Source organism: Nostoc sp. (assembly GCF_036917975.1).
Classification (GTDB): domain Bacteria; phylum Cyanobacteriota; class Cyanobacteriia; order Cyanobacteriales; family Nostocaceae; genus Nostoc.
Genome location: NZ_JBALEJ010000113.1, coordinates 165,651 through 187,034 on the forward strand (window position 1 = coordinate 165,651; position 21,384 = coordinate 187,034).

A 21,384-nucleotide genomic window follows, 5' to 3' on the forward strand; every position below is an offset into this window, starting at 1 on the left:
GGAGTGGGGAGTAGGGAGTGGGGAGTAGGGAAACTAAGAAAGCTTTTCATCGGGCGGGGTTTCAACCAATATGCGATACAAGGATTTTATCGCCCACAAGGGGCGAGGCTTTAAACCTAAATCGAGGGCTAATTTCTTCCCCTACTCCCTACTCCCGCCCCGAAGGGGTCGTGAAATAGTTTAGGGACTGACAAATAAAAAAATATTCAATTAACTTTTGTGCAGTCCATAGGGCGGGCAAGATGCCCACCCCACAATATTGGATAATTTATTTCTTGGAGTTCCCTGAATAAAATAATTAAATTGTAATATCTGCGGCAAAATTACGTAACTTATCCTGTCGCCACTTGGCATCAGCTTTGCGATTTGTTCGCAACTCCAAAACCCGAATTCCTGTATCTGGTAGTGGGTTTAATCTTTGCTGTAACTGTTGCCAAGAAGTAATCAATTCATGCTGCACATTATAAGTTGCACACAACTGAGCAAAATCAATATCCTGGGGAGTGCCAAAAAACTCTTCAAATGGTGGGTCGAACTTGGCAACGGGTAACATTTCAAAAATGCCACCGCCATTATTGTTAATTAATACAATCGTCAAATGTCCCACAAACTTATTGCGGATTAAAAAACCATTGGTGTCATGCAACAGTGCCAAATCTCCCGTTAACATCACACTACTTTGCTGGCGATGGGCAATTCCTAAAGCTGTGGATAATGTGCCATCAATGCCATTTGCACCCCGGTTAAAGTGCGATCGCACTCCTAAATTATTCGGTTTCCAGAAATATTCTACATCCCGCACAGGCATACTATTGGCAATAAACAGAGGTGTTCCTGGCGGTAAAATCTGAGAAATTAACCAAGCTGCTTTACTCTCAATCATTTCATCTATTTTCCCCATCGTCTGGTCAACAACTAACCTGACTTTAGTTTCTGCATCACACCATTGCTTTCCATAGTCTGAGGAGAAAGATAAATTTATCTCTTCTGCTTTTATATCTTCTACAGATATGCGTAAATGCGTCGTCCTCCCATGCAAAGGGTCGAGGTTTTGATCGCTGGGATCAATTACCCAGCGTCGCGATTGGGTTGCATCGATCCAGGTACGCAGTTCTTTACTAGTAGGCATTTCACCCACCTGAATCACTATTTCGGGTGCTAACTGCTTGGCTAGTTGCTGATTTCGCAAAATCAAGTCATAAGTGGAAATCAAATAAGGGTTGAGTTCGGCATAATTTCTCACTGGGGAAAGTCCCTCTGCTAGCACAGGCCATTTGAGAGTTTGGGAAAGGCGCGCGATCGCTCTACAATATTCCTCTGGTTGCGACGGTTGGGCGACACCTGCGATGATGATACCGCGATCGCATTCTTTCCACTCTTTGGGAATTGGGCATTGGGCATGGGGAATGGGGAATGGGTTTGCTATTCCTGCGAAAAAGTCTTCTGGGTGAAACTGCGATCGCAAATAACTCAAGTCAGTTCCATCAGGAACGGGCGCTAAGGGATCGCGAAAGGGAATATTCAAATGTACTGGCCCTTTTGTAGGAGTTTGCGCCCTTTCCCAGCTATGAATTACCGTTTGTCGCAGGTAAGCTAGCATTCCCAAATCGGCTGAGGGTAAGGCTAACTCTGTTTGCCAATTTGGGTAGTTTCCATATAATCTCAACTGATCTACAGTTTGCCCAGAGTGACAATCTCGCAATTCTGGCGGTCTATCGGTGGTCAATAGCAACAGTGGTACGCGACTTTCTTTCGCTTCAATGACTGCTGAATAAAAGTTTGCCCCTGCTGTCCCAGAAGTACAAACAACTACCACAGGGCGTCCGGTTGCTTTCGCTTGTCCCAAAGCGAAAAAGGCGGCGGAACGTTCATCGAGAATGGAAATTGCTTCAATGTCAGGTACTTGTTGAGCAAAGGCGATCGCTAGGGGTGTAGAGCGCGATCCGGGGCAAATGATCGCACAAGTCAATCCCAACCGCTTTAGTGTCTCTGTTAAAATATAAGCCCAAAGTTGATTAACATTCCTATAAGCGATCGGTATTAAATCAAACATAGCGATAAAACAATCTTAAATTTTAGATTTTGTCTAGGGAAATTCAATTTAAAATCCATCAATGCGGTGATGAACCCAATACCCCCACGCGAGTTTGGAGGAAAGAAAATCTCCAAGCAAACTTGCTCAACTTTCTACAAAATGCCCAATTTGCTCTCAAACTTTTATGGACTGCATTCATTTAACGGGAATTCGCGGCTATGGCTACACTGGGTATCTACCAGAAGAACAGGTGCTAGGACAATGGTTTGAGGTGGATGTGAGGTTATGGTTGGATATCTCCACAGCGGCCAAGACTGACGCGATCGAAGACACTTTAGATTATCGCAGCGTCATTAGCTTGATACAACATCTGCTCAAAACCTCTAAATTTGCTTTGGTGGAGAAATTGGTAACAACGATCGCAGATTCTATCCTCCAAGAGTGCGATTGTGTAACAAAAGTCCAAGTCACTCTCAGCAAACCTGCTGCACCTATTCCAGACTTTAGTGGCAAAATTAGCATTGAATTGACTAAAAGTAAGTCCAATCTATAAGGCACACGATATGTTTTTTCAATATCTATCAGCTAGCAAAAAAGGGGTTTAGGTGGAGTGTAGAAGTATCTCACAAAGAGAATCTTTCCTGTCATTGCTCCCAGCATTGGCTCATGTTCAAAAAACTCAAAAATTCCGCGTTCTGCTGATGAGCATTTAAACTGCATATTTTCAGATCGTAAGATTTTTGATTGAACAAGAATTCAGAAGTCAGAATTTAGGAGCAAAGCAATAAAAGCTGTGCCAATGGTTCAGAATCACTCTCGTTGGAGATTCCGAAGTTAATTCTGGCTACTGACTCCTGAATTCTTTCTTGTTAATAATTAACCAGCAGAGAGGAATAGTTCTAAGTAATACTATTTCACTCACCATTCAAGATTTAAGACAGTTTGTGATGGTAATTTAGACCCAGACTGAGACAAAAACTATTGCTAGATAAAGTGATATTAAACTCTTAAATTCCAGATAATGATTAATTTTTAATATCAATTGAGTGAATGTATATTATAATATTACGTACAACATACTCTATAATTCTCTTAACTGATATGAAAGTAGGCTGCCGTGATTTTATAAAATTTTATTCTTGATTAATTGTTACATAAATACTATACTTAGTATTTATGCTTCTCCGAAGAAAAATTATTGTATGCGTTTTAAAATCAGTTATTGAATGCTTGTAATTACATGGTAATTTAAATTAGATGTTAATAACATGATATTAGCTACATGGGTTAATCAGAATTAGCTTTGACAAGCACAGAAATTACCGGAGGTTAATAACATGACGCTATTTACTCGTTAATTTAGTATTGATATCAAGCAAGAAGACAGAGTACTTAGATATTGTTTATGATAAAATAATTACTTTTCGATCGAGTTGACACTGACAGCAAAAATCTGAACCTTAGCAAACAGGTTATTTTAACATGCTCGCCCGCAAAATCCTAGTTGTTGAGGATGAAAAAATTATCACCTCAAATATTAGAAAAAGTTTACAAAAACTAGGTTATTCCGTTTCAGAAATAACTAAGTCTGGTAAAGAGGCAATAAAAAAGGTAGCAGAAACTCATCCACATTTAGTATTAATTGATATCTGCCTAGCTGGGGAAATTGACGGTGTACACGTAGCAGATATTATCCAGAATCACTTTCATGTACCTGTAATATATCTAACAGAGTGTTTGGAATATAAAACATTACATAAAAATCAGCTAAGTGAGCCTTTTAGCTACATAGTCAAACCAGTGATTGAAAGAGATTTATATTTTGCGATTGAAATGGCTCTGTACAAACATCAAAGCAAAAAGATATTATACGAAGAGAAACAAAGACTGACGACAATTATTAACAGTATGGGCTGTGCAGTGATTGTGACCTATGCAAATGGTTCTATTCAAATGATGAATCCCATCGCAGAACGAATCACTGGTTGGAAGCAAAGTGAAGCGTTTGGTAAAGATTTAGTAGAAGTTGTTAACTTAGTTGACAAAGATGTAGGAGAAACAATTGAAAATTTAGCCACAGATGTCATGGAAGCAGGTGAAATTTTCAATTTACCAGAAAACTGTACACTGATTACAAAAGATGGTAGAGAAATAGCAATTGGGGATAATGTTTCACCCATCCGCGATCAAGATGGTAATATTACTGGCGCGGTTTTAATTTTTCAAGATATCAGCAAACGCAAGCAGACGGAGGCGCAACTGATCCGTAATGCGTTTTATGATGGGTTGACAGCATTACCGAATCGTGTTTTATTTTTAGATCGGCTCAGACAAACTATTGAACGTAGTAAACGCAGAAGCGATTATTATTTTGCAGTTTTATTTTTGGATTTAGATGGTTTTAAAGAGATTAACGATCGCTTTGGGCATGGAATCGGGGATGATTTTTTAATCGCGATCGCTAGGCGTTTAGAGTCGTGTTTACGTGGGGGCGATACTGTAGCACGATTTGGTGGTGATGAGTTTACTGTTCTTTTGGAGGATATTAAAGACATTACCGATGCTACCAATGTTGCCAAACGCATTCAAGACTCCTTACGATTGCCAGTTAACCTCAATGGATATCAATTATCTACTACAGCTAGCATTGGTATTACTTGGAATTTTAGTAATCATGAGGAGCCTGCAACTTTGCTACGGGATGCTGATATTGCTATGTACCGAGCTAAACGGCAGGGAAAAGCTACTTATGCCATATTTTAGTTAATAGTCCTTTCTACTGCCACTTCAAATAAGTTAGTTATGGAAAAAACTGAAAAACAGAAAATGCTCGCAGGCGAATTATATCTGCCGGAAGATGCAGAATTAGCTGCCGAAGGTAAACGAGCTAGTCGTCTGTTGCGAAGTTATAATTCCACGACTGAAGAACAGCAAGAGCAACGGCAGCAAATTTTGCAAGAATTATTTGGCAGAATCGGTGAAAAAATAGCAATTGTGCCACCATTTCACTGTGACTATGGCAGTAATATTTTCGCTGGTGACAAATTATATATGAACTTTGGCTGTGTAATTTTAGACTGTAATAGAGTTCACATTGGTGAAAATGTCTTGTGCGCTCCTTATGTGCAAATTTATACTGCTTATCATCCTACAGAGCCAGAAATTCGTCTTTCTGGCAGAGAATTAGCTGCTCCAATCAACATTGGTAATAATGTCTGGATTGGTGGCAGTGCAATTATTTGTCCAGGTGTAACTATTGGTGATAATACAACCATTGGTGCCGGCAGTGTCGTTGTCAAAGATATACCTGAGAATGTTGTCGCTGCCGGTAATCCCTGCCGCGTCATTCGGTATTTATCCTAGAATTTAAAATTTATATTCTCTTGCAATCCAATAGAGCCAGTCTGCGATCGCCTCTTGAGTTTCACTATCAGCGTCAATGGCTGCTATTTCAGATAATCTTGCAGAATATACATCATCATCTTTACCATTAATATAAGCCACTTCTACAAACATATCTTTTAAGCACTCATCATCTGGGGCCATTCCCAGGACTTCGACTTGTTTCTCCTCGGCGGAAGCTGATTTACGTCCCTTCTTAGTCCATTTTGCCAGAAAGGGAAAATTTAGAGTCTCTTCGAGGTAATAGTACCAACCCATAGCCCTATCTTCTTTGTCTTCAGCATCTACAATAATTTCTGTTTTAATGCGATGCTCTCGGTTTTCGTCGGCTTCAACACTATGCATAAAATGACGCGTTCCGTGTAATACGTTTTGATAATATTAGCAAAGTCTTGACTAAGAATAATTTTTCTCAAACCTAGTTAAATATATCTAAGTGTTGTGTCCGCTTGATTACTTAATTAAACATCAAGATTTTGCAGTCCCATCGCAATCTTACTGTGTTTTTCAATTTGCCCCATGACTTGTTTTGCCCGTTGAATAACTACAGCAGGTAAACCCGCCAATCTTCCCGCTTCAATTCCATAAGACTTATCAGCACCTCCTGGTTGGACTTGGTGCAAAAAGATAATTTGGTCGGGTAATTCTTTCACCGTCACCTGATAGTTAGCCACATTCGGTATAATGCTAGCCAGTTCATTCAATTCATGGTAATGGGTAGCAAAAATTGTCCGTGACCGAATATCCACTGCTATATATTCTGCCACCGCCCAAGCTATGGAAAGACCATCAAATGTTGCTGTCCCGCGGCCAATTTCATCTAATAATACCAGCGACCTAGATGTAGCATGGTTGAGAATATTCGCCGTTTCATTCATTTCCACCATGAAGGTAGATTGACCAGTCGCTAAATCATCTACTGCACCGACACGGGTGAAAATGCGATCGCATATTCCCAATCTAGCAAACCTCGCTGGTACAAAACTACCAATCTGTGCCATTAACTGAATCAATCCCACCTGCCGCAAATAACAACTTTTGCCACTCGCATTTGGTCCAGTCAGAATAATCAAATCGGGTGCAGGGAAACTCTTCTCCTTCTCCTCTGCGTCCTCTGCGCCTCTGCGGTTCGTTTCCTCTCTTCCCAATTGCGTCGAATTCGGCACAAAGAACCCCGCAGGCAAAGACTGTTCCACCACCGGATGACGCCCATCAACAATATTTATCTCCCTTCCCGGCAACATTTCAGGACGACAGTAACCTTGATGCACCGCCAACTCAGCCAAACCACACAACACATCCGCCGCCGCCACTGCACGAGATAAATTGCGAATTACTTCCGCCTCTTGTGCTACCTCTTCCCGCAACGCCGTAAAAATCTCATATTCTAACTGATTTAAATCATCCCGCGCCGTCAGAATCCGGGCTTCTCGTTCCTTCAAATCAGGGGTGATATAACGTTCCTCATTGGTCAGGGTTTGCTTGCGGATATAATTAGCGGGTACTTGGTCAGCTTTGCTGCGGGAAATACTGATATAATAACCAAAGGTTTTGTTAAATCCTACCTTCAGTGTCGAAATTCCTGTCTTAGCTCTCTCATCAACTTCCAAGTTGGCAATCCATTGCTGGTCTGCTTCTACAGTCGCCTTTCTCTCATCCAACAAGGGATTTACACTGGGGCGAATTAATCCGCCTTCTTTAATTAGGATGGGTGGCGACTCTACAAGATGCGCGTGTAACTTTTGTGCCAATTCTTCCAACACACTTGGAACTTTCTGCAAAGCTTTCAGGAAGGGAGAACGCGTTTCAACTACTAAGTTGGATAATTCCGGTAAACGTGAGAGGGAATCTGCCAAAGCTACTAAATCTCTAGCATTCGCTGTACCAGAACCCGCCCTTCCGGTGAGACGTTCCAAATCATAAATTTGCCTTAACAAATGCCGTAAATCTTGACGCAGGGGCGTATTTTCCATCAACTCTTGGATGGTATCTTGTCGCGCCCGAATGCCTTTAATATCGAGTAGCGGTTGCAACAACCAGCGCCGCAAAGCCCGCCCACCCATTGCTGTACTAGTTTTATCTAATGCCCAAAGTAGGGAACCATGAAAAGTGCCATCCCGGACGGTTTGGGTAATTTCTAGGTTACGGCGGGTTTGATTGTCAACAATTAGGTAGTCGGTGACAGTGTAGCTGCGGAGTCTCTGGAGGGTGACAGGGTTTTCTTTTTGAGTATCTTCCAGGTATTCTAAAAGACCACCAGCCGCACGGACAGCGAGGGGAAGATGATCGCAACCAAGCCCTTCGAGCGATCGCACCTTAAATTTCTGCAATAATCTAGGTCTAGCTTCACCTTGAGAAAAAGGTAGTTGCGATCGCAAACTATAACAAAATGATGGTGGCAAACACTCCGGCAGATGTGGCGAAGTCTCTCCCGGACGCAGCAAACTACCCAAATCGGGCGCATTTGTCGGCACTAACACCTCTGAAGGTTGCAAGCGCATTAATTCTTGTGTCAAATGTTCTAAATCACTACCTTGTGTGGTAAGAAATTCACCCGTGGAGATGTCTGCATAAGCTAAACCCCAATGATTTGCGGCAATTACTACTGCTGCTAAGTAATTATTGCGACTGGATTTCAGCATTCCCTCTTCCAGCAAAGTACCGGGTGTAAGGATGCGCGTTACTTCCCGCCGCACCAATCTCCCAGCAGCTTCAGAAGCATCTTCCACTTGGTCACAAATTACTACTGCATAGCCTTTTTCTACCAGCATCGTCGCGTAGCGTTCCCAAGCATGATGCGGAACACCAGACATCGCCACTCGTCCTTGTTCTCCAGCTTGCTTACTAGTGAGAACTAATTCCAATTCTTGCGCTAGTTTGACAGCATCTTGGAAATAGCATTCAAAGAAATCTCCTACCCGATACAGCAATACCGCGTGAGGATATTTATCCTTCGTCTCGACATAGTGCAGGTACATTTGACTTAGCTTGCTGCGGTCTACCTGTTGATGGTCGGAAATAAAAGTACTTGCGTCGGGTTTGGTAGATGGAGTTTCAGAGTGAGAAGCGGTCATAGATGCTATTGAGTTACGCGCGGAAATTCCACAATATCCGATGATGTTAGAAATGAGTGGCGATGCCTGCGACGGGCTATGCCTACGCTCAAGGATATTTTACCTTTATCTGAACAATGGTGCTGAGGTATTTGCATGACACTAGTACCGCAAGGCGGAATTCAAAATGACGCTCGCAGACTCGCTCTAAGCGAAGCCATGCCGAAGCCTTTACGCTGCGCTAACAAAATTCAAAATTCAAAATGAATACAGCGTAAGGGTTTCGTTGATTTGGAATGGGTGGTTTATTTACGCCGTGTTGTACTAGTACTCTGTCAATAAATAATTGATGGATAAATTTCCTGTAGAGACAGCGATTATCGCGTCTCTTTAACCGTCAAAATGAATTTGACAGACGACTAGGGAACATCCAACTAAACAGTATGTTGACTTCTGTTTTCTAGACTAAAAGCAATTATAGAGTGAAAATTCAGGAGTGCTGAGTGCGATTATTACTTTTTTTTACTCAGCACTCATTACTCATTACTCAGCACTCGTTACTCAGCACTCAGCACTGTTTCGGTGATAGTGCATTCATACACAAAATAATTTGAACATAAAAAATGCTAAAACGTAGATATAGCAATAGTTTATAGACCATTCATCATTTTTTTACGTCTATTTCGGTTCAATACCATGTTAAGCTCTGCAATTGTTCAGTCCTCATTATCACCCTAATTACTCTTGGCGCTTTGATAATGGGACTATCCATTCTCAGGACTCAAAAAATTCTCAAATTATTTAAGACAGAACCAGACAAACTGAGTTGGCAAATCATGTTTTTACTCATGGTTTTTTTTCTCGGTGGTTATTCGTTATGCATCTATTTAACAATTGCAAGGCTGATTGAATGGATACCATTGCTCACTGGTATGGTTTTCTTTTTCGGAGCATTATTCGTCTTTTTTAGCGTTACCATCTACTACCACACACTGCAACGATTGTTTCTCGTACAGGAAAAATACCGTACAGCAAAAGAAAATGCAGAGTCAACTTTATTTAAATTACAAGAGACTCAGCAATCTCAAATGCAATTAATTCAACGCGAAACTATGTTGGCGTTAGGAACAATGGTTGCTGGGGTTGCTCACGAAATTAATAATCCAGTGAGTTTTATTCATGGGAATTTAGAATATCTTCATCAGTATAGCCATGACTTACTAAACCTTCTAGCAACTTATGCTTCTGTATATCCAAATCCAGATATCAAAATAGTCAAGGCTCTTGCTAACAGCGACTTGAGCTTTATCCAAAGCGACTTGCAAAAGCTGCTGAACTCGATGCAGGTTGGCACAACTCGTATTGGAGAAATTGTAGAATTGCTCTCAAATTTCTCACGGTTGAATGAAGCTGACTATAAAAAAGCTGACATCCATCAGGGTATTGATAGTACACTAGTCATTTTGCAGCATCGGCTTAACGGTTCTTCTAGTAATAGCAAACCTATTTCAGTGATTAAAGAGTATGGGAATATTCCTAAGATTTTTTGTAATCCTCGCTCTTTAAATCAAGTATTCTTAAATTTAATTAATAATGCCATTGATGCTTTAATTAAAAAAGCAGATATTCTTGGTAACACTACAGATGAAATACCAACTATTTTAATTCATACATTTCATTCTGAGGATAATCAAATCACTATTTCAATCGCTGATAATGGTTGTGGCATGAGTGAAGAGATTTGCCAGAGCATTTTTCAACCTTTTTTTACTACTAAGCCTGTTGGTCAAGGAACTGGTTTAGGTTTGTCTATTAGCCATCAAATTATCGTTGAGCAACATGGTGGCTCTATCAAATGCACTTCCATTGCAAACCAGGAAACTAAAATCGATATTAAACTTCCAATTAAACAAGCTTGAAGAAGAATTCAGGAGTCAGAATTCAGGAGTCAGAATCAAGACGCTCGTTCCTCGCTAACGCTGCGCTATCCGCCAGTCGTACAGAAAACATTGCTGAATTCTGACTCCTGACTCCTGAATTCTGTTCGATAAAATAGCTGTCTAAATTATCAATGCGTAAATTCTGTAACATTAGTAAAAATATTGTCCAGCATAGAAAAGCATGGGATACCTTAATAGCAAAAGTTTTACAGCATAACTGTGAGTTTAAGCAGTAATTAGGGAAATATAAGTTTGATTAACTTTGCAATTATTGCAATGCTTGTTCGGGGTATTACCAGAAATGTTAACTCAAGGTTAAGGATTGAAGGTATGTTGGCGATAGAGAGCATGACTAGTATCACAAATGCTAATAATCTGAACTTGCGATTAGAGTCTACTTTGCAAGAATTACCGCTTTGGTCTGTTTACTTCGATGCAGATAGTCCCGCAAATGATTTGAATAGACTTTTTAAGCAAGAGCCTTTACTACCAGGAATTATCCTAATTAAAAATCATAACTATGTGGGCATGATTTCCCGACAAAGATTTTTTGAACACATGAGCCGTCCCTATAGTTTCCCACTATTTTCTAAACGACCTGCGATAAATCTGATTAACTTTCTGCAACCAGATGTATGTGTAATTTCTGAAGAGACGCTCATTGTAGAAGCAAATAAGGTAGCATTGCAGCGAGAGCCTCAATTTGTATATGAGCCGATTTTAATAGAAACTCAGTTAGGCAGCTATAAACTACTTGATTTCCATCAGTTACTTTTAGCTTATTCTCAAATTCATATTTTAACATTAGCTCAACTAGAGCAAGTAGAAGAACAATCTAGAATCGCCAAACAAGGTTTTCGTAACCTGAAGAATAACTATACTCGATTAATTCAGAATGAAAAAATGGCGGCTTTGGGGCAACTTGTTGCTGGGATTGCACACGAAATCAATAACCCAGTCAACTTTATTGCTGGCAACCTGGTTTATGCGCTCAACTACACTCAAGATTTACTAAAATTAATTAGCTTATACCAACATCATTATCCTACACCAGTAGCAGAAATTCAAGCTGCGATCGCAGAAATAGAACTAGATTTTTTAACTGCTGATTTTCTCAAGCTTCTTAATTCTATGAAATTTGGTACTGAGCGTATCCAAGAGATAGTTCTTTCCTTACGCAATTTTTCTCGTCTTGATGAATCTGATAAAAAAATAGTTGATATTCATGAAGGTATTGATAGTACTCTCATAATATTACAAAGCCGTCTAATCAATCAGCAGACTGGTCAAACAATTACTATTTATAAAGAATATGGAAATTTACCCCTCGTAGAATGCTACCCTGGGTTAATAAATCAAGTATTTATGAATATTTTAGCAAATGCTATTGATGCTATTTTCGAGAGAGTTGAATCAGCCGATTTAACTCTTAAATCACCCTTAATTAGTATTCGTACTGAAGTCACACATAATCAGCAAGTAGTTATTCGCATTGCTGATAATGGTATAGGAATTCCCAAGGATATACAAAAACGATTATTTGACCCCTTTTTCACCACTAAACCAGTCGGTAAAGGCACTGGATTGGGATTATCTATCAGCTATCAAATTATTGTAGAAAAACATTGTGGTCAACTGCAATGTATATCTACCGTAAAAGAAGGAACGGAGTTTATTATTACAATTCCTGTCCAACTTAATTCATGAAAAGTTAGTTAAAAAACTCTATTTTTGATAAATAGTAATCGCTCAAGGATATTTTACCTTTTTGTTCGACTACTTCGACGCGTAGGTGCTGGGATAGCTGGCTCATAAGCCTTTAGTCCCCCATCGCCCGTAAAAATTTCTACTTGAAATGTGCTACTGGTTTTGGCGTAATATTCAGCCACAGTCTTAATTGTCGCATCTCCGATAGAAAACTTTCTAGATGCTAGAGTAGGCCATTCAGTAGCCAGTTGTTTCAATTGCTCTGAGTTCCAAAGTTCACCCACTTGAGTTTCAAAAACTCCCCAAGGTATAACTCCATCTGCTACTTTCACTAAAATATTACCGAAAGCTTGAGCAATTTCATATCGTTTAGAGTTAGCTTGTGCAATATGATTACCAGTTTCTATAATTGTTGCTATTGGCAGTATAAACTTTGCACCTTGTTTTTCTTCTTCCTGAAAACGGGCTTCAACTCTTTTTTTATCCCATTTGTCATTATCAGAACCACAAGTTTCTTTACCAGGCACACCTAAGTAGACGCAAAGTATTGATGTATCAATAATCAAAACCTTTCTCATATTTAACTTTACTTATTATCAGAAAGGCTCTTTTCAATTGCGCCTTTTGTTGCTAACCTGCCTAAAGTACCCGATGCTAACAAAAGAGGAAGATTTTCAATATCTTCTAAAAGAGTAAGTTTGCTTTCTCCAGTTTCTTTATCGCGGTGTGCGACAACCACAAAAGGAACTATCTCTGGGCCTAAAGCATCAAGCAAAGCTGGGTTATGGGTAGTTAGTAAAATATCAATTTTCCTTTTGCTGCCAATCTCTCGCAGTATTCTTACAAGTAATTCTGCACGCGAAGGATGAAGACCATTATCTATTTCTTCAATTACCAGTTGACTACCTTCTGGTCTAGTGAGTAGTGCTGTAAGAATTGCTAGAAAACGGAGAGTTCCATCAGACATAGTTCTAGCATCAATCTCTGTAATCTGGTCAGGTTTCCATTTTTCTTGACAATAAAGCATCGCATCAGTGCCGAATCTACCAACTTTTTCTGCCCATACTTTTTGAATATCACCTTCTGGGAAATCTTTGATATATTCAGATAGACTGAATTCAACTTCAGCTTTTTGTTCTTCGGTTAATCCTGCTAACACGCCAGCAATGTTAGATGCATCACCTTCTAAACTGTCAGAGAGTCTTGAATAATCACGCATTGTAGAAGGAATGGGATTTAAAATTAAAATATTTTGAATTGTTGGCAAAATTACATCATTAATTAAATAGTCTAGATTATTCTGAGCGAATTCAATTTTTTCTTTAATTTCATAACGAAGTTTTGTTTTAATTTCTTCTGTGATGGCATCAGAAAAATTCTGGGAAGAAAATTCTTTAACTAAATCATCAACATCAACACTAAATCCACCGTAATTGCTCAAATTGCTTGTGGCTGTTTTATCATCTACATTTATAGTAAATAGTTTTTTGTTTGGATAATTTTTATCATGATATTCAGAAATATTTATATATTCTTTTCTAATCCGAACAACTGGTATTGTTTGTAGTATGATACTGTAAAAATAATCTGTTTTATCATCGTTACCTTGAATCATCGCCTTTAATGTAAATTCAGTTTCTGGCTTAATGGCAGCCCACTCTACACCACCGCGAATAGATGGAAGTGTTTTATCTCCGGCTAAAGCTACTTCAATATTTTCACCTCTAGCAATTCTTTGTAAAAATTCCAAAGCTTCAACCACATTAGACTTACCACTGGCATTTGTCCCAATTAGAACAGTTAACGGGTCAAGTGGAAGCTCGGCGTAACGAAAACTTTTCCAATTTTCCAGAATGAGTTTTTTAAGCATTATCAACTCCAAAAATGCTAAAATTATATTTTTCCTAATACTCTTGATAACAACTTAAGGTGTAAATTGCAGAGTTTAATACACCTTTGAAATTTCACTCACCCAACCATTCTTCACGAGAAACTCAAGCTTGTCGTAATAGCCGCGATAATAAACCCAGACTAATATCACCTTCATGAGGATTGGTAATAATTACAGTAACATCACCTCGCCGCATTTGTGGATGCTTTCCTCCGGCATAGGGGCCTTCAAAACCCAATTCTTGCAGACGTTTTACTAAATCACGCCAAGAAACAGGAGTTAATCTAGACATTTTTATACAGGTTTGGTCAGTTCATTGAGGTTGATACCAGCGATTACAGGAATCGTTAACCTCAAATGTAACCTTAGTGCTAGCCAGTCACTTAAAGCTTCTCTTAATTCCTGTCTACATCCTTCTAGAGTTTGATGATTTGCCCAGACTCCTTGTAAGCTTGGAATTTCACCCCAATAAGTTTGATCGTCTTCAATGATCTCATAAACGGCTAGTTCCATTGCTTGGTCAATGTAGCTTGCTAGCATAATAATTAGACAATCCAGTATCTATCTAAATTTAGCTCCTAACAGTAGCGTAGGCAAAGCCCGCCGCAGGCATTGCTGTAAAGTCGCTATTTTTTAAAGCATTAGGCCCGACAACTCGCTGCACATTGCGAAAAGATTCGCTGCTAGAATATTCTACGATTATTTTGGCGGCGCGATCGCTCCGACTCCAAATCACAATGCCATCGTTAGATATGTCTCCACTTGCTACACCATAAGGTATAGCAGGACGCATTTTCTCAGAGGTGATAATTGCAGGCGCTTGGGCAAAAACTGGTGATTTGGCTACAAAATCTGTGGAAATAATTCCACCGACAGTGATGGCAGAGCGTAGCAAAAACTGGCGGCGGTTTAGCTTCAATGGGTGATGAGATTCCATACTAAATAATAGCAACCTTAAACTAAGGTATTACAGGATAAATGTTTACCACATCTTTTTATGGCAATAAGTAAAGATTGAGTTATCTCAGGGTTAATAAAATATATTTAGTTTGAGGTAATCAGAATGGTAATGTTGATTAGTAACTTGTACGAGCAAATTTATCTATGACCGAAATTTATGAGTTTGTTAATTTTGAATTTTGAATTTTGAATTCGGAGCGAAGCGACGTGACTGCTGCTGTTTTTTTAGAAAATGTCTACAAGTTTTACAACAATGTACCTGTAGTCAATGACCTGTCATTCAAAATTGAAGCAGGAGAGATATTTGCTCTACTTGGCCCAAACGGTGCAGGTAAATCAACCACAATTCGGATGCTGACTACACTCACCAAACCGTCTCAAGGACAGATAGAAGTAGGTGGATATAATGTGACAAGCCAAGCAACGTTGGCAAAACAGAGTATTGGCGTAGTCTTGCAACAAGTCAGTGTAGATAATGATTTAACCGTTTGGGAAAATATGGAACTGCACGGGAGACTACATCACATTAGTAACCCGCAGCGACAAAAATTGATTAATCAATGGCTAGAGTATGTTGAACTAGCAGAAAAACGTGATGATTTGGTAAAAACCCTGTCTGGGGGTATGAAACGACGGTTGCAGATTGCGAGAGCTTTATTGCATCAACCGCAAATTTTGTTTTTGGATGAACCAACGGTAGGACTAGACCCCCAAACCAGGCGACGCCTCTGGGAAATTATTCGGGATTTAAATAAACAAGGGATGACGATGCTACTGACGACCCATTATATGGATGAGGTCGAATTTTTGTGCGATGCCTTTGGCTCTACCAAGCCAGGACGCATCGGTATTATGGATAGCGGTAAACTGATTTCTTTGGGGACTTTACAACAGCTGCGTTCTGCTCACGGTGAAGGTTTGGTGATGAAACAATTAGGTATGTCTGATGTGGGAAGTGATGGCGCTCGTAGTTGGGAATATTTGTTTTTCCCATCCTTGGAAGCAGCAAATATCTACTTGAATGAACAGCCCGATAAAACCGGAATGATGGTGCGTCCCTCTAACCTGGAAGATATTTTTGTAGAATTAACGGGACGCCAGTTAGATTAACCTCATCCTCCTAACTGCCGCAGCATGGCTTCTACCCTTTCTACGCCACCTGAGTCATTGCGGCGCTTGTACAAATCACGGGCTTTCTGAAGCAAGCTGTTCGCTTGTTTGGTTTGTCGTCGCTGTTTATACATGGAACCCATTAACTCATAAGTTTGGGCGTTGTTTTTATCCAAATCTATGGCTTGTTGGTATGCCCAAGTAGCTGCATTATAGTCTCCCATACGGGATTGGGTGACAGCCAATCCTAAATAGGCGTTAACGTTGTTACGGTTCAGCTGTATGGCACGACGGTAGCCTTCCTTTGCCCCTGGTGTGTCGCCCAAATTAGCTTTGATGTAGCCCACAGCGTAGTAAAAATCACTGTTGTTAGGGTTGATTGCGATCGCTCGACGATAAGCTGTTAATGCTGCCTGGTAATTTCCCTGTTGAGCGTACAAATACCCAATGCCTGAATGGATTTTAGCATTTTTGGGATCTAAACTAGCTGCTTGTTGATAAACAGCGATCGCACCACCATAATTACCAGCATCCACTAGCCTCCGTCCTTCTTCTAGCAGTTGCTTTAACTCTGGGTTTTTGGCTTGTGCCACTAATACCTGAGCCTGAGCTACTGAAGGTATGGTGAAGGTAAAACATCCTAGTAACACCACGCTAAACACGAATGATGTTGGCTTGTACACAGTAAATTTCCTGAAATTTTAGATAACTTTTTTCTTGTACATTAAAACAAAAATATGGACTTTTGAAAACTGTATTTATTCGTATTGGTTAAGATGTTAATAGTTCATTCATCTTTCCTTTACAATCAGCACTGCGTAACAGAGTTTTCACGGAAGGATAAAGTGTAAGATATCAACTTTCACATCAAGTTACCCTACATACAAACCAGTACAAACGCAAAATGACACCTTTTCCAGTCAGTAGTTATACGTGCTACTCGGAAAATCTCAACAGGCATCTGACTTAATCCTAGATGTTGATGTGCCAAGGTTACAGGGTTTAAGATTCATTCCTGTTTTTTATTTCATTTAAAATTTTGCTGACTCTCTATCCAATTGATAGTTCTTGATACTACCTTTTGAGAAGTCATCATCTAGGCATTCACATCATTCTTTGGTCATTACACGGTAAGATAAATTTAATCAGTCAAATGTTCCTTGAAATCCTGGTTTCTGTTTAGAACAATATTAAAGGTCAAAGCGCAATCTAAAATTGTGTGAGAGGATGTTTATCAAATCTGTATTCTGCAATCAAAGTTACAATTGCTCAATTATTTCGATAAACATCTCATATATCCTAACTAGAAGGTTAATTTATGATTATAACTACAACTGATGTAATTCAAGGAGCGGTGATTGATTCATATTTAGGTATTGTGACAGCAGAAGTAGTCTACGGCAGCAATTTCTTGCGGGATTTTTTGGCTGGAATTCGCGATATTATCGGTGGACGCACTGCTAGCTATGAGCGTCTATTTGAACAGGGTCAACGCAAGGCGTTAGAAGAGTTAGAACAACGCGCACAACGTTTAGGAGCAAATGCTGTAATCGGGATTGAAATTGATACTGGCACAATAAATCTTGACCAATCAGGAGTTCTTTTGCTGATTACTGCCACTGGTACGGCTGTGAGGATGCGTTAAAGTAATTCGTAATGACGCTCGCGGACTCGCTACCGCTACGCTAATGTAATTCGTAATTATTAATAATGCTATCTATGAGACGTTGTACGTAGCTTGCTTATCCTCAAAAGTAGGGAACTCCCTAACGTAATTCAGTTTTGTATTAAGTTTAATTCCATACACTACTAAAGCTGTTTTTTGTAAAAAGTTAATAAATAATTTAGTTTTATTTTCAAAACTTTAAGATTAAAAACTTATTAATAATTATTCAGATATTAATAAATAATAAATTGTATTAAATATTGTGAAATAAAGTGTGTTTTTATCACTAAAGATAGACTTATTAAGTCTTTCTATTGATAGAGATAAAAGCAGATGATTTAGTTATTTAATCTTAAGCATAAAGGATGAATATACCTGAGCAGATACTTTGCTGAAATAGCACTGGAGAACATAAGCAATGTCATACGTAAATCGGACAGGCAATGATGTTATATCTACTGATACCGTGGTAGCAGGCAGAATAGCTGAATATCACGATCGTGTTCGCTGGGGGCCGATTATTGCTGGCTTGTTGGTTTCTTTAGCTACACAATTAATTTTGAGTTCTATAATTGGTGCGATCGCAGCTGGTACAGTTGAAAGTTCAGGCGCACCCAGAACAATCGCCCCTAATGTTGCAGGTAGTGCAGGGCTTTGGTCAACTATCGCGTTGTTAATTTCCCTATTTATTGGTGGTTGGGTAACAGCCCGTGCTTGTGGGCCGATGAGCCGCAATACAGCTCTTCTCAATGGTGCAATTCTTTGGGCGACGACTTTAGCAGTTAGCTCGTGGCTCCTTGCAAGTGGAGTATCCGGTGCTTTTGGTGTTGCTGCTTCCAACGCTGGGGAAGTTATCAACCAGGTGCAACAGCAAGGTGGAGTCTCCAATATTCCGCGAGCAAATGTAACAGCTCAACAAACACGTGATATTGCAGCAAATGTACGTTCAGGATTGTGGTGGTTTGTGCTTGGTTCCTTGTTGGGTTTAGTAACTGCAATGATCGGAGCCGTCGCTGGTACTCGCACTCCCCGGACTAATAATTACAATCCTTAAATAATTGTTTGAAAAATCAAATATTATTTAGAGTTTTCCAAAAAATAAATGATCCAAAACCCGTCATTGCGTTCGCGTAGCGTCTCGTAGAGAGCGAAGCTTCGCTCTCAATGACAATTGGGCATTTTTTTACTTGGAGTACTCTTATTTTAAATAAAAGCATCTGTTCTTAAGGTGCTTTTTTCATGACTGCCAGATGGAGACAGGTTATGAATCAAAAAATTCTTTTAATCCAAAATCTAAAATCTAAAATTGCTAGTCAACTAAGATATTTTTGGTTGTTGCCACAGCACGAGTTTCAATTCAGAACAGTTACAAGCCCCATTACTGATTTGGTGTTCGTGGTCAGCTAGCCAATCATAAATTTGTGCAGCTTTTGCTAATGCCACTTTTTCTGAACGATAAAGCCGAGGAGTAGGGCAGTAAGCTTGGCCATTGATATGTATAGCTGCAATTTGCCAATAGTCGCTGTCTTCACCCTCTGGTATAACGTCTAAAAATCCGTTATTGTAAGACTCGATTATTCCTATATTCATCTACAACCATCAAACTTCCTAACGTTGGCCACAACAAAGTCGATACCAGCCAATTCTTCCGAGTTAAAGCTGGAATCACCAGGGAATGCAGTAGCTACCCCTACTAATGATTTTGGGTTCGTAGTCAATGAAAATCTGAATTATTGGTCACTTTTTAGCTTGATTCCGTTATTGTCAGCAATAATGGCAAGAGGAACGTGCTATTTAAATCTTGAGGCATAAATTTATCATGTCCCGTCTGCTAACATCTATCACACAACGACTCTTGCGGAGTGTCACTTTTGCAATACTCCTAACTTTGATTAGTAGTTTCATATTTACTGGGACTACTTGGGCTGCTTCTTCTGCTTTGGGAGTTGATAATGGTCATCTGAGTTCTTGTCCGGCTTCAGACAACTGTGTTGTCAGTCAAAATGCAGATGAAAAACACGCCATTGACCCGATTCCTTATCATGTAGACCGCAATGCAGCGAAAGAAACTTTACTGAAAGTAATCAGTGTTGTTCCTCGTACAGAAGTTATAGAACAGACAGATAATTACATTCATGCCCTTTCTAAAAGCCGCATCTTCAAATTTGTTGATGATGTAGAGTTTTATTTACCTCCCAATGAGTCTGTAATTCATCTGCGTTCGGCATCTCGTGTGGGAGAGTCGGATCTCGGTGTCAACCGCAGGCGTGTAGAACAAATTCGTTTGGCGCTACGCGATTTAAATATTTGATTAATGTGAGTTCGCCTGATTGAACATAATCTAATTTCCCTTGGAAAATTCAGATAAGCCAAAAACACTTGTAGAGACGGCGATTTATCGCGTCTCAAAAACTCTGAACCATATTGCCTAATAAAATAGAACCCCGACTTTTGATGATCAGTCGGGGTTCTGGATATTAGTTTATATCTAGTTCACCATTTCAGGTATGAAGCTTCAATTCCCTGCTCACGCCGAATTTTGCCATCTTCTTCAAACCAAGCAATTAATTGTTGCGCTGTCAAATCTTCAATTGCAACACCGTATTCTTGGGCAATATGCTTCAAAAGTTTCAGTGATGAAATTGTCAATCTTGTTAAAAACTTTTCTGGTGAAGACAACAAAGCCGCGTCTACTTTTGCTGACTCTTCCAGGGTTAAAAATTGTGCTGATGGTTGCTGTGGTATTACGTCCATAAACGCTATTTTAAACTTAGTTGGGCATGGGGCATTGGGTATTAAAAAAAGGACTAATGACTAATGACTAAGGACGAATTTGTACCAAATAGCCACAACGATGTTCGCCATCGATAATCCAGTGGGTGCGTTCTACGGTACAATCTGGTAAGACGGCTGCAAACATTTCTAATTCGTGCCCACAAATGCTGGGGAAAGATTCGGCAACGTTAGAAATGGCGCAGTTATGTTCTATAAAAATAAAGCGATCGCACTCAAAGCTATCATTCACATCAACGGGGTGATATTCTGCCATGAAGCCTTCCGCTTTTCTCAACTCTACTAAGTTGGCTACCCGTTCTCGCAGTGAACCGCTACCTACCTGATCGCGATACTCTAGAGCTTTGCGTTGCCACTGTTTCTCTAAAATCGATTTAAATTGATCGTGTCCTACCGTTTCGGCTAAGGTGTCTAGCAGCGAAACCGCAAAATTGCCGTGTCCATCACCAAAGCGATCGCTCATTGTGCGATGCAAGCGATCGCGTCCTTGACGACTTAGTTGATAAACGTGCTGTGGCCGCCCCATTCCCGCCGCCTGTACCGATGTCGCATACAAAACTAGCTCCTCCGTCTCCAAATCCTTGAGATGGCGACGAATTGCTTGGGGGGTAACTTCTAAAACTTCAGCTAGCTCCAAAGCCGTTGCTTTTTCATGTTTGTGCAGATACTCTAGGATATCTTGCTTGGTTGAGGATTGGTGAGTAGTCGCCATCTTCATTTGGTGCGAGACGTTCAGCGAACGTCCCAAAAATTTCTTTGAAAATTTGACCGTGCCGATTTTGGATTTTGGATTTTTTTGGATTAAAAAAGTTTTTTGGTATATGCCT

Annotated in this window: 20 protein-coding genes and 1 pseudogene; 9 read left to right on the forward strand and 12 right to left on the reverse strand. The window is 39.8% G+C overall.

The window, feature by feature from the left end; all coding sequences use genetic code 11:
* Window positions 1-298: 298 nt before the first annotated feature.
* Window positions 299-2,053, reverse strand: a complete 1,755-nt coding sequence (gene menD, locus V7K76_RS34375) for a 2-succinyl-5-enolpyruvyl-6-hydroxy-3-cyclohexene-1-carboxylic-acid synthase (RefSeq protein ID WP_334776999.1) — start codon at window positions 2,051-2,053, stop codon at window positions 299-301.
* A gap of 166 nt (window positions 2,054-2,219) precedes the next feature.
* Here menD and folB point away from each other — a divergent pair, with 166 nt between their 5' ends.
* From folB to V7K76_RS34390, 3 genes are all read left to right on the forward strand, one after another.
* Window positions 2,220-2,588 (forward strand): dihydroneopterin aldolase, encoded by a 369-nt coding sequence (gene folB, locus V7K76_RS34380; protein ID WP_334777000.1) that lies wholly within the window; start codon window positions 2,220-2,222, stop codon window positions 2,586-2,588.
* Window positions 2,589-3,517: 929 nt separating this feature from the next.
* Window positions 3,518-4,798: a GGDEF domain-containing response regulator gene (locus V7K76_RS34385; protein ID WP_334777001.1), complete on the forward strand. Its 1,281-nt coding sequence runs from the start codon at window positions 3,518-3,520 to the stop codon at window positions 4,796-4,798.
* Between the two features lie 39 nt (window positions 4,799-4,837).
* Window positions 4,838-5,398: a sugar O-acetyltransferase gene (locus V7K76_RS34390; RefSeq protein ID WP_334777002.1), complete on the forward strand. Its 561-nt coding sequence runs from the start codon at window positions 4,838-4,840 to the stop codon at window positions 5,396-5,398.
* A gap of 3 nt (window positions 5,399-5,401) precedes the next feature.
* Here the strand turns inward: V7K76_RS34390 and V7K76_RS34395 are convergent, their stop codons facing one another.
* Together V7K76_RS34395 and mutS are read right to left on the reverse strand one after the other, a co-directional pair.
* Window positions 5,402-5,782 carry a calcium-binding protein gene (locus V7K76_RS34395; protein ID WP_334777003.1) on the reverse strand — a complete coding sequence of 127 codons (381 nt, stop codon included), beginning with the start codon at window positions 5,780-5,782 and terminating at the stop codon, window positions 5,402-5,404.
* A gap of 116 nt (window positions 5,783-5,898) precedes the next feature.
* Window positions 5,899-8,511 (reverse strand): DNA mismatch repair protein MutS, encoded by a 2,613-nt coding sequence (gene mutS, locus V7K76_RS34400; RefSeq protein ID WP_334777004.1) that lies wholly within the window; start codon window positions 8,509-8,511, stop codon window positions 5,899-5,901.
* 737 nt (window positions 8,512-9,248) lie between these two features.
* Here mutS and V7K76_RS34405 point away from each other — a divergent pair.
* Window positions 9,249-10,409, forward strand: coding sequence for a sensor histidine kinase (locus V7K76_RS34405; protein WP_334777005.1), 1,161 nt, complete (start codon window positions 9,249-9,251; stop codon window positions 10,407-10,409).
* 369 nt (window positions 10,410-10,778) lie between these two features.
* Window positions 10,779-12,137 (forward strand): ATP-binding protein, encoded by a 1,359-nt coding sequence (locus V7K76_RS34410; RefSeq protein ID WP_334777006.1) that lies wholly within the window; start codon window positions 10,779-10,781, stop codon window positions 12,135-12,137.
* Between the two features lie 53 nt (window positions 12,138-12,190).
* Here V7K76_RS34410 and V7K76_RS34415 read toward each other — a convergent pair whose 3' ends face one another.
* The 5 genes and pseudogenes from V7K76_RS34415 to V7K76_RS34435 all read right to left on the reverse strand — a co-directional run.
* Window positions 12,191-12,715: a hypothetical protein gene (locus V7K76_RS34415; protein WP_334777007.1), complete on the reverse strand. Its 525-nt coding sequence runs from the start codon at window positions 12,713-12,715 to the stop codon at window positions 12,191-12,193.
* Between the two features lie 8 nt (window positions 12,716-12,723).
* Window positions 12,724-14,007, reverse strand: coding sequence for an AAA family ATPase (locus tag V7K76_RS34420; RefSeq protein WP_334777008.1), 1,284 nt, complete (start codon window positions 14,005-14,007; stop codon window positions 12,724-12,726).
* Window positions 14,008-14,131: 124 nt separating this feature from the next.
* Window positions 14,132-14,320 carry a type II toxin-antitoxin system HicA family toxin gene (locus V7K76_RS34425; protein ID WP_334777009.1) on the reverse strand — a complete coding sequence of 63 codons (189 nt, stop codon included), beginning with the start codon at window positions 14,318-14,320 and terminating at the stop codon, window positions 14,132-14,134.
* Between the two features lie 2 nt (window positions 14,321-14,322).
* Window positions 14,323-14,568: a type II toxin-antitoxin system HicB family antitoxin gene (locus V7K76_RS34430; protein WP_334777010.1), complete on the reverse strand. Its 246-nt coding sequence runs from the start codon at window positions 14,566-14,568 to the stop codon at window positions 14,323-14,325.
* 73 nt (window positions 14,569-14,641) lie between these two features.
* Window positions 14,642-14,965, reverse strand: a pseudogene (locus V7K76_RS34435) (PhoD-like phosphatase N-terminal domain-containing protein); the annotation flags it as partial.
* A 230-nt stretch (window positions 14,966-15,195) separates the two neighbouring features.
* Between V7K76_RS34435 and V7K76_RS34440 the strand changes: the two are divergent.
* Window positions 15,196-16,098 carry an ABC transporter ATP-binding protein gene (locus V7K76_RS34440; RefSeq protein WP_334950406.1) on the forward strand — a complete coding sequence of 301 codons (903 nt, stop codon included), beginning with the start codon at window positions 15,196-15,198 and terminating at the stop codon, window positions 16,096-16,098.
* A gap of 2 nt (window positions 16,099-16,100) precedes the next feature.
* On the opposite strand, the gene V7K76_RS34445 is transcribed toward V7K76_RS34440, so the two are convergent.
* Window positions 16,101-16,781 carry a tetratricopeptide repeat protein gene (locus tag V7K76_RS34445; RefSeq protein ID WP_334777012.1) on the reverse strand — a complete coding sequence of 227 codons (681 nt, stop codon included), beginning with the start codon at window positions 16,779-16,781 and terminating at the stop codon, window positions 16,101-16,103.
* A 635-nt stretch (window positions 16,782-17,416) separates the two neighbouring features.
* On the opposite strand from V7K76_RS34445, the gene V7K76_RS34450 reads away from it, so the two are divergent.
* On the forward strand, window positions 17,417-17,743 hold the full coding sequence (locus tag V7K76_RS34450; RefSeq protein ID WP_179068088.1) for a YbjQ family protein: 327 nt from the start codon (window positions 17,417-17,419) through the stop codon (window positions 17,741-17,743).
* 439 nt (window positions 17,744-18,182) lie between these two features.
* Complete coding sequence (locus tag V7K76_RS34455; protein ID WP_334777013.1) at window positions 18,183-18,818, forward strand: hypothetical protein; 636 nt, start codon at window positions 18,183-18,185, stop codon at window positions 18,816-18,818.
* Between the two features lie 263 nt (window positions 18,819-19,081).
* Here V7K76_RS34455 and V7K76_RS34460 read toward each other — a convergent pair whose 3' ends face one another.
* Complete coding sequence (locus V7K76_RS34460) at window positions 19,082-19,354, reverse strand: hypothetical protein (RefSeq protein WP_292853497.1); 273 nt, start codon at window positions 19,352-19,354, stop codon at window positions 19,082-19,084.
* Window positions 19,355-19,583: 229 nt separating this feature from the next.
* On the opposite strand from V7K76_RS34460, the gene V7K76_RS34465 reads away from it, so the two are divergent.
* Window positions 19,584-20,075 carry a DUF1499 domain-containing protein gene (locus V7K76_RS34465; protein ID WP_334777014.1) on the forward strand — a complete coding sequence of 164 codons (492 nt, stop codon included), beginning with the start codon at window positions 19,584-19,586 and terminating at the stop codon, window positions 20,073-20,075.
* 182 nt (window positions 20,076-20,257) lie between these two features.
* On the opposite strand, the gene V7K76_RS34470 is transcribed toward V7K76_RS34465, so the two are convergent.
* On the reverse strand, window positions 20,258-20,518 hold the full coding sequence (locus tag V7K76_RS34470; protein WP_179068084.1) for a hypothetical protein: 261 nt from the start codon (window positions 20,516-20,518) through the stop codon (window positions 20,258-20,260).
* 67 nt (window positions 20,519-20,585) lie between these two features.
* A complete protein-coding gene (gene sufR, locus V7K76_RS34475; RefSeq protein ID WP_334777015.1) occupies window positions 20,586-21,269 on the reverse strand; it encodes an iron-sulfur cluster biosynthesis transcriptional regulator SufR in 684 nt (227 codons plus the stop codon).
* Between the last annotated feature and the right edge of the window lie 115 nt (window positions 21,270-21,384).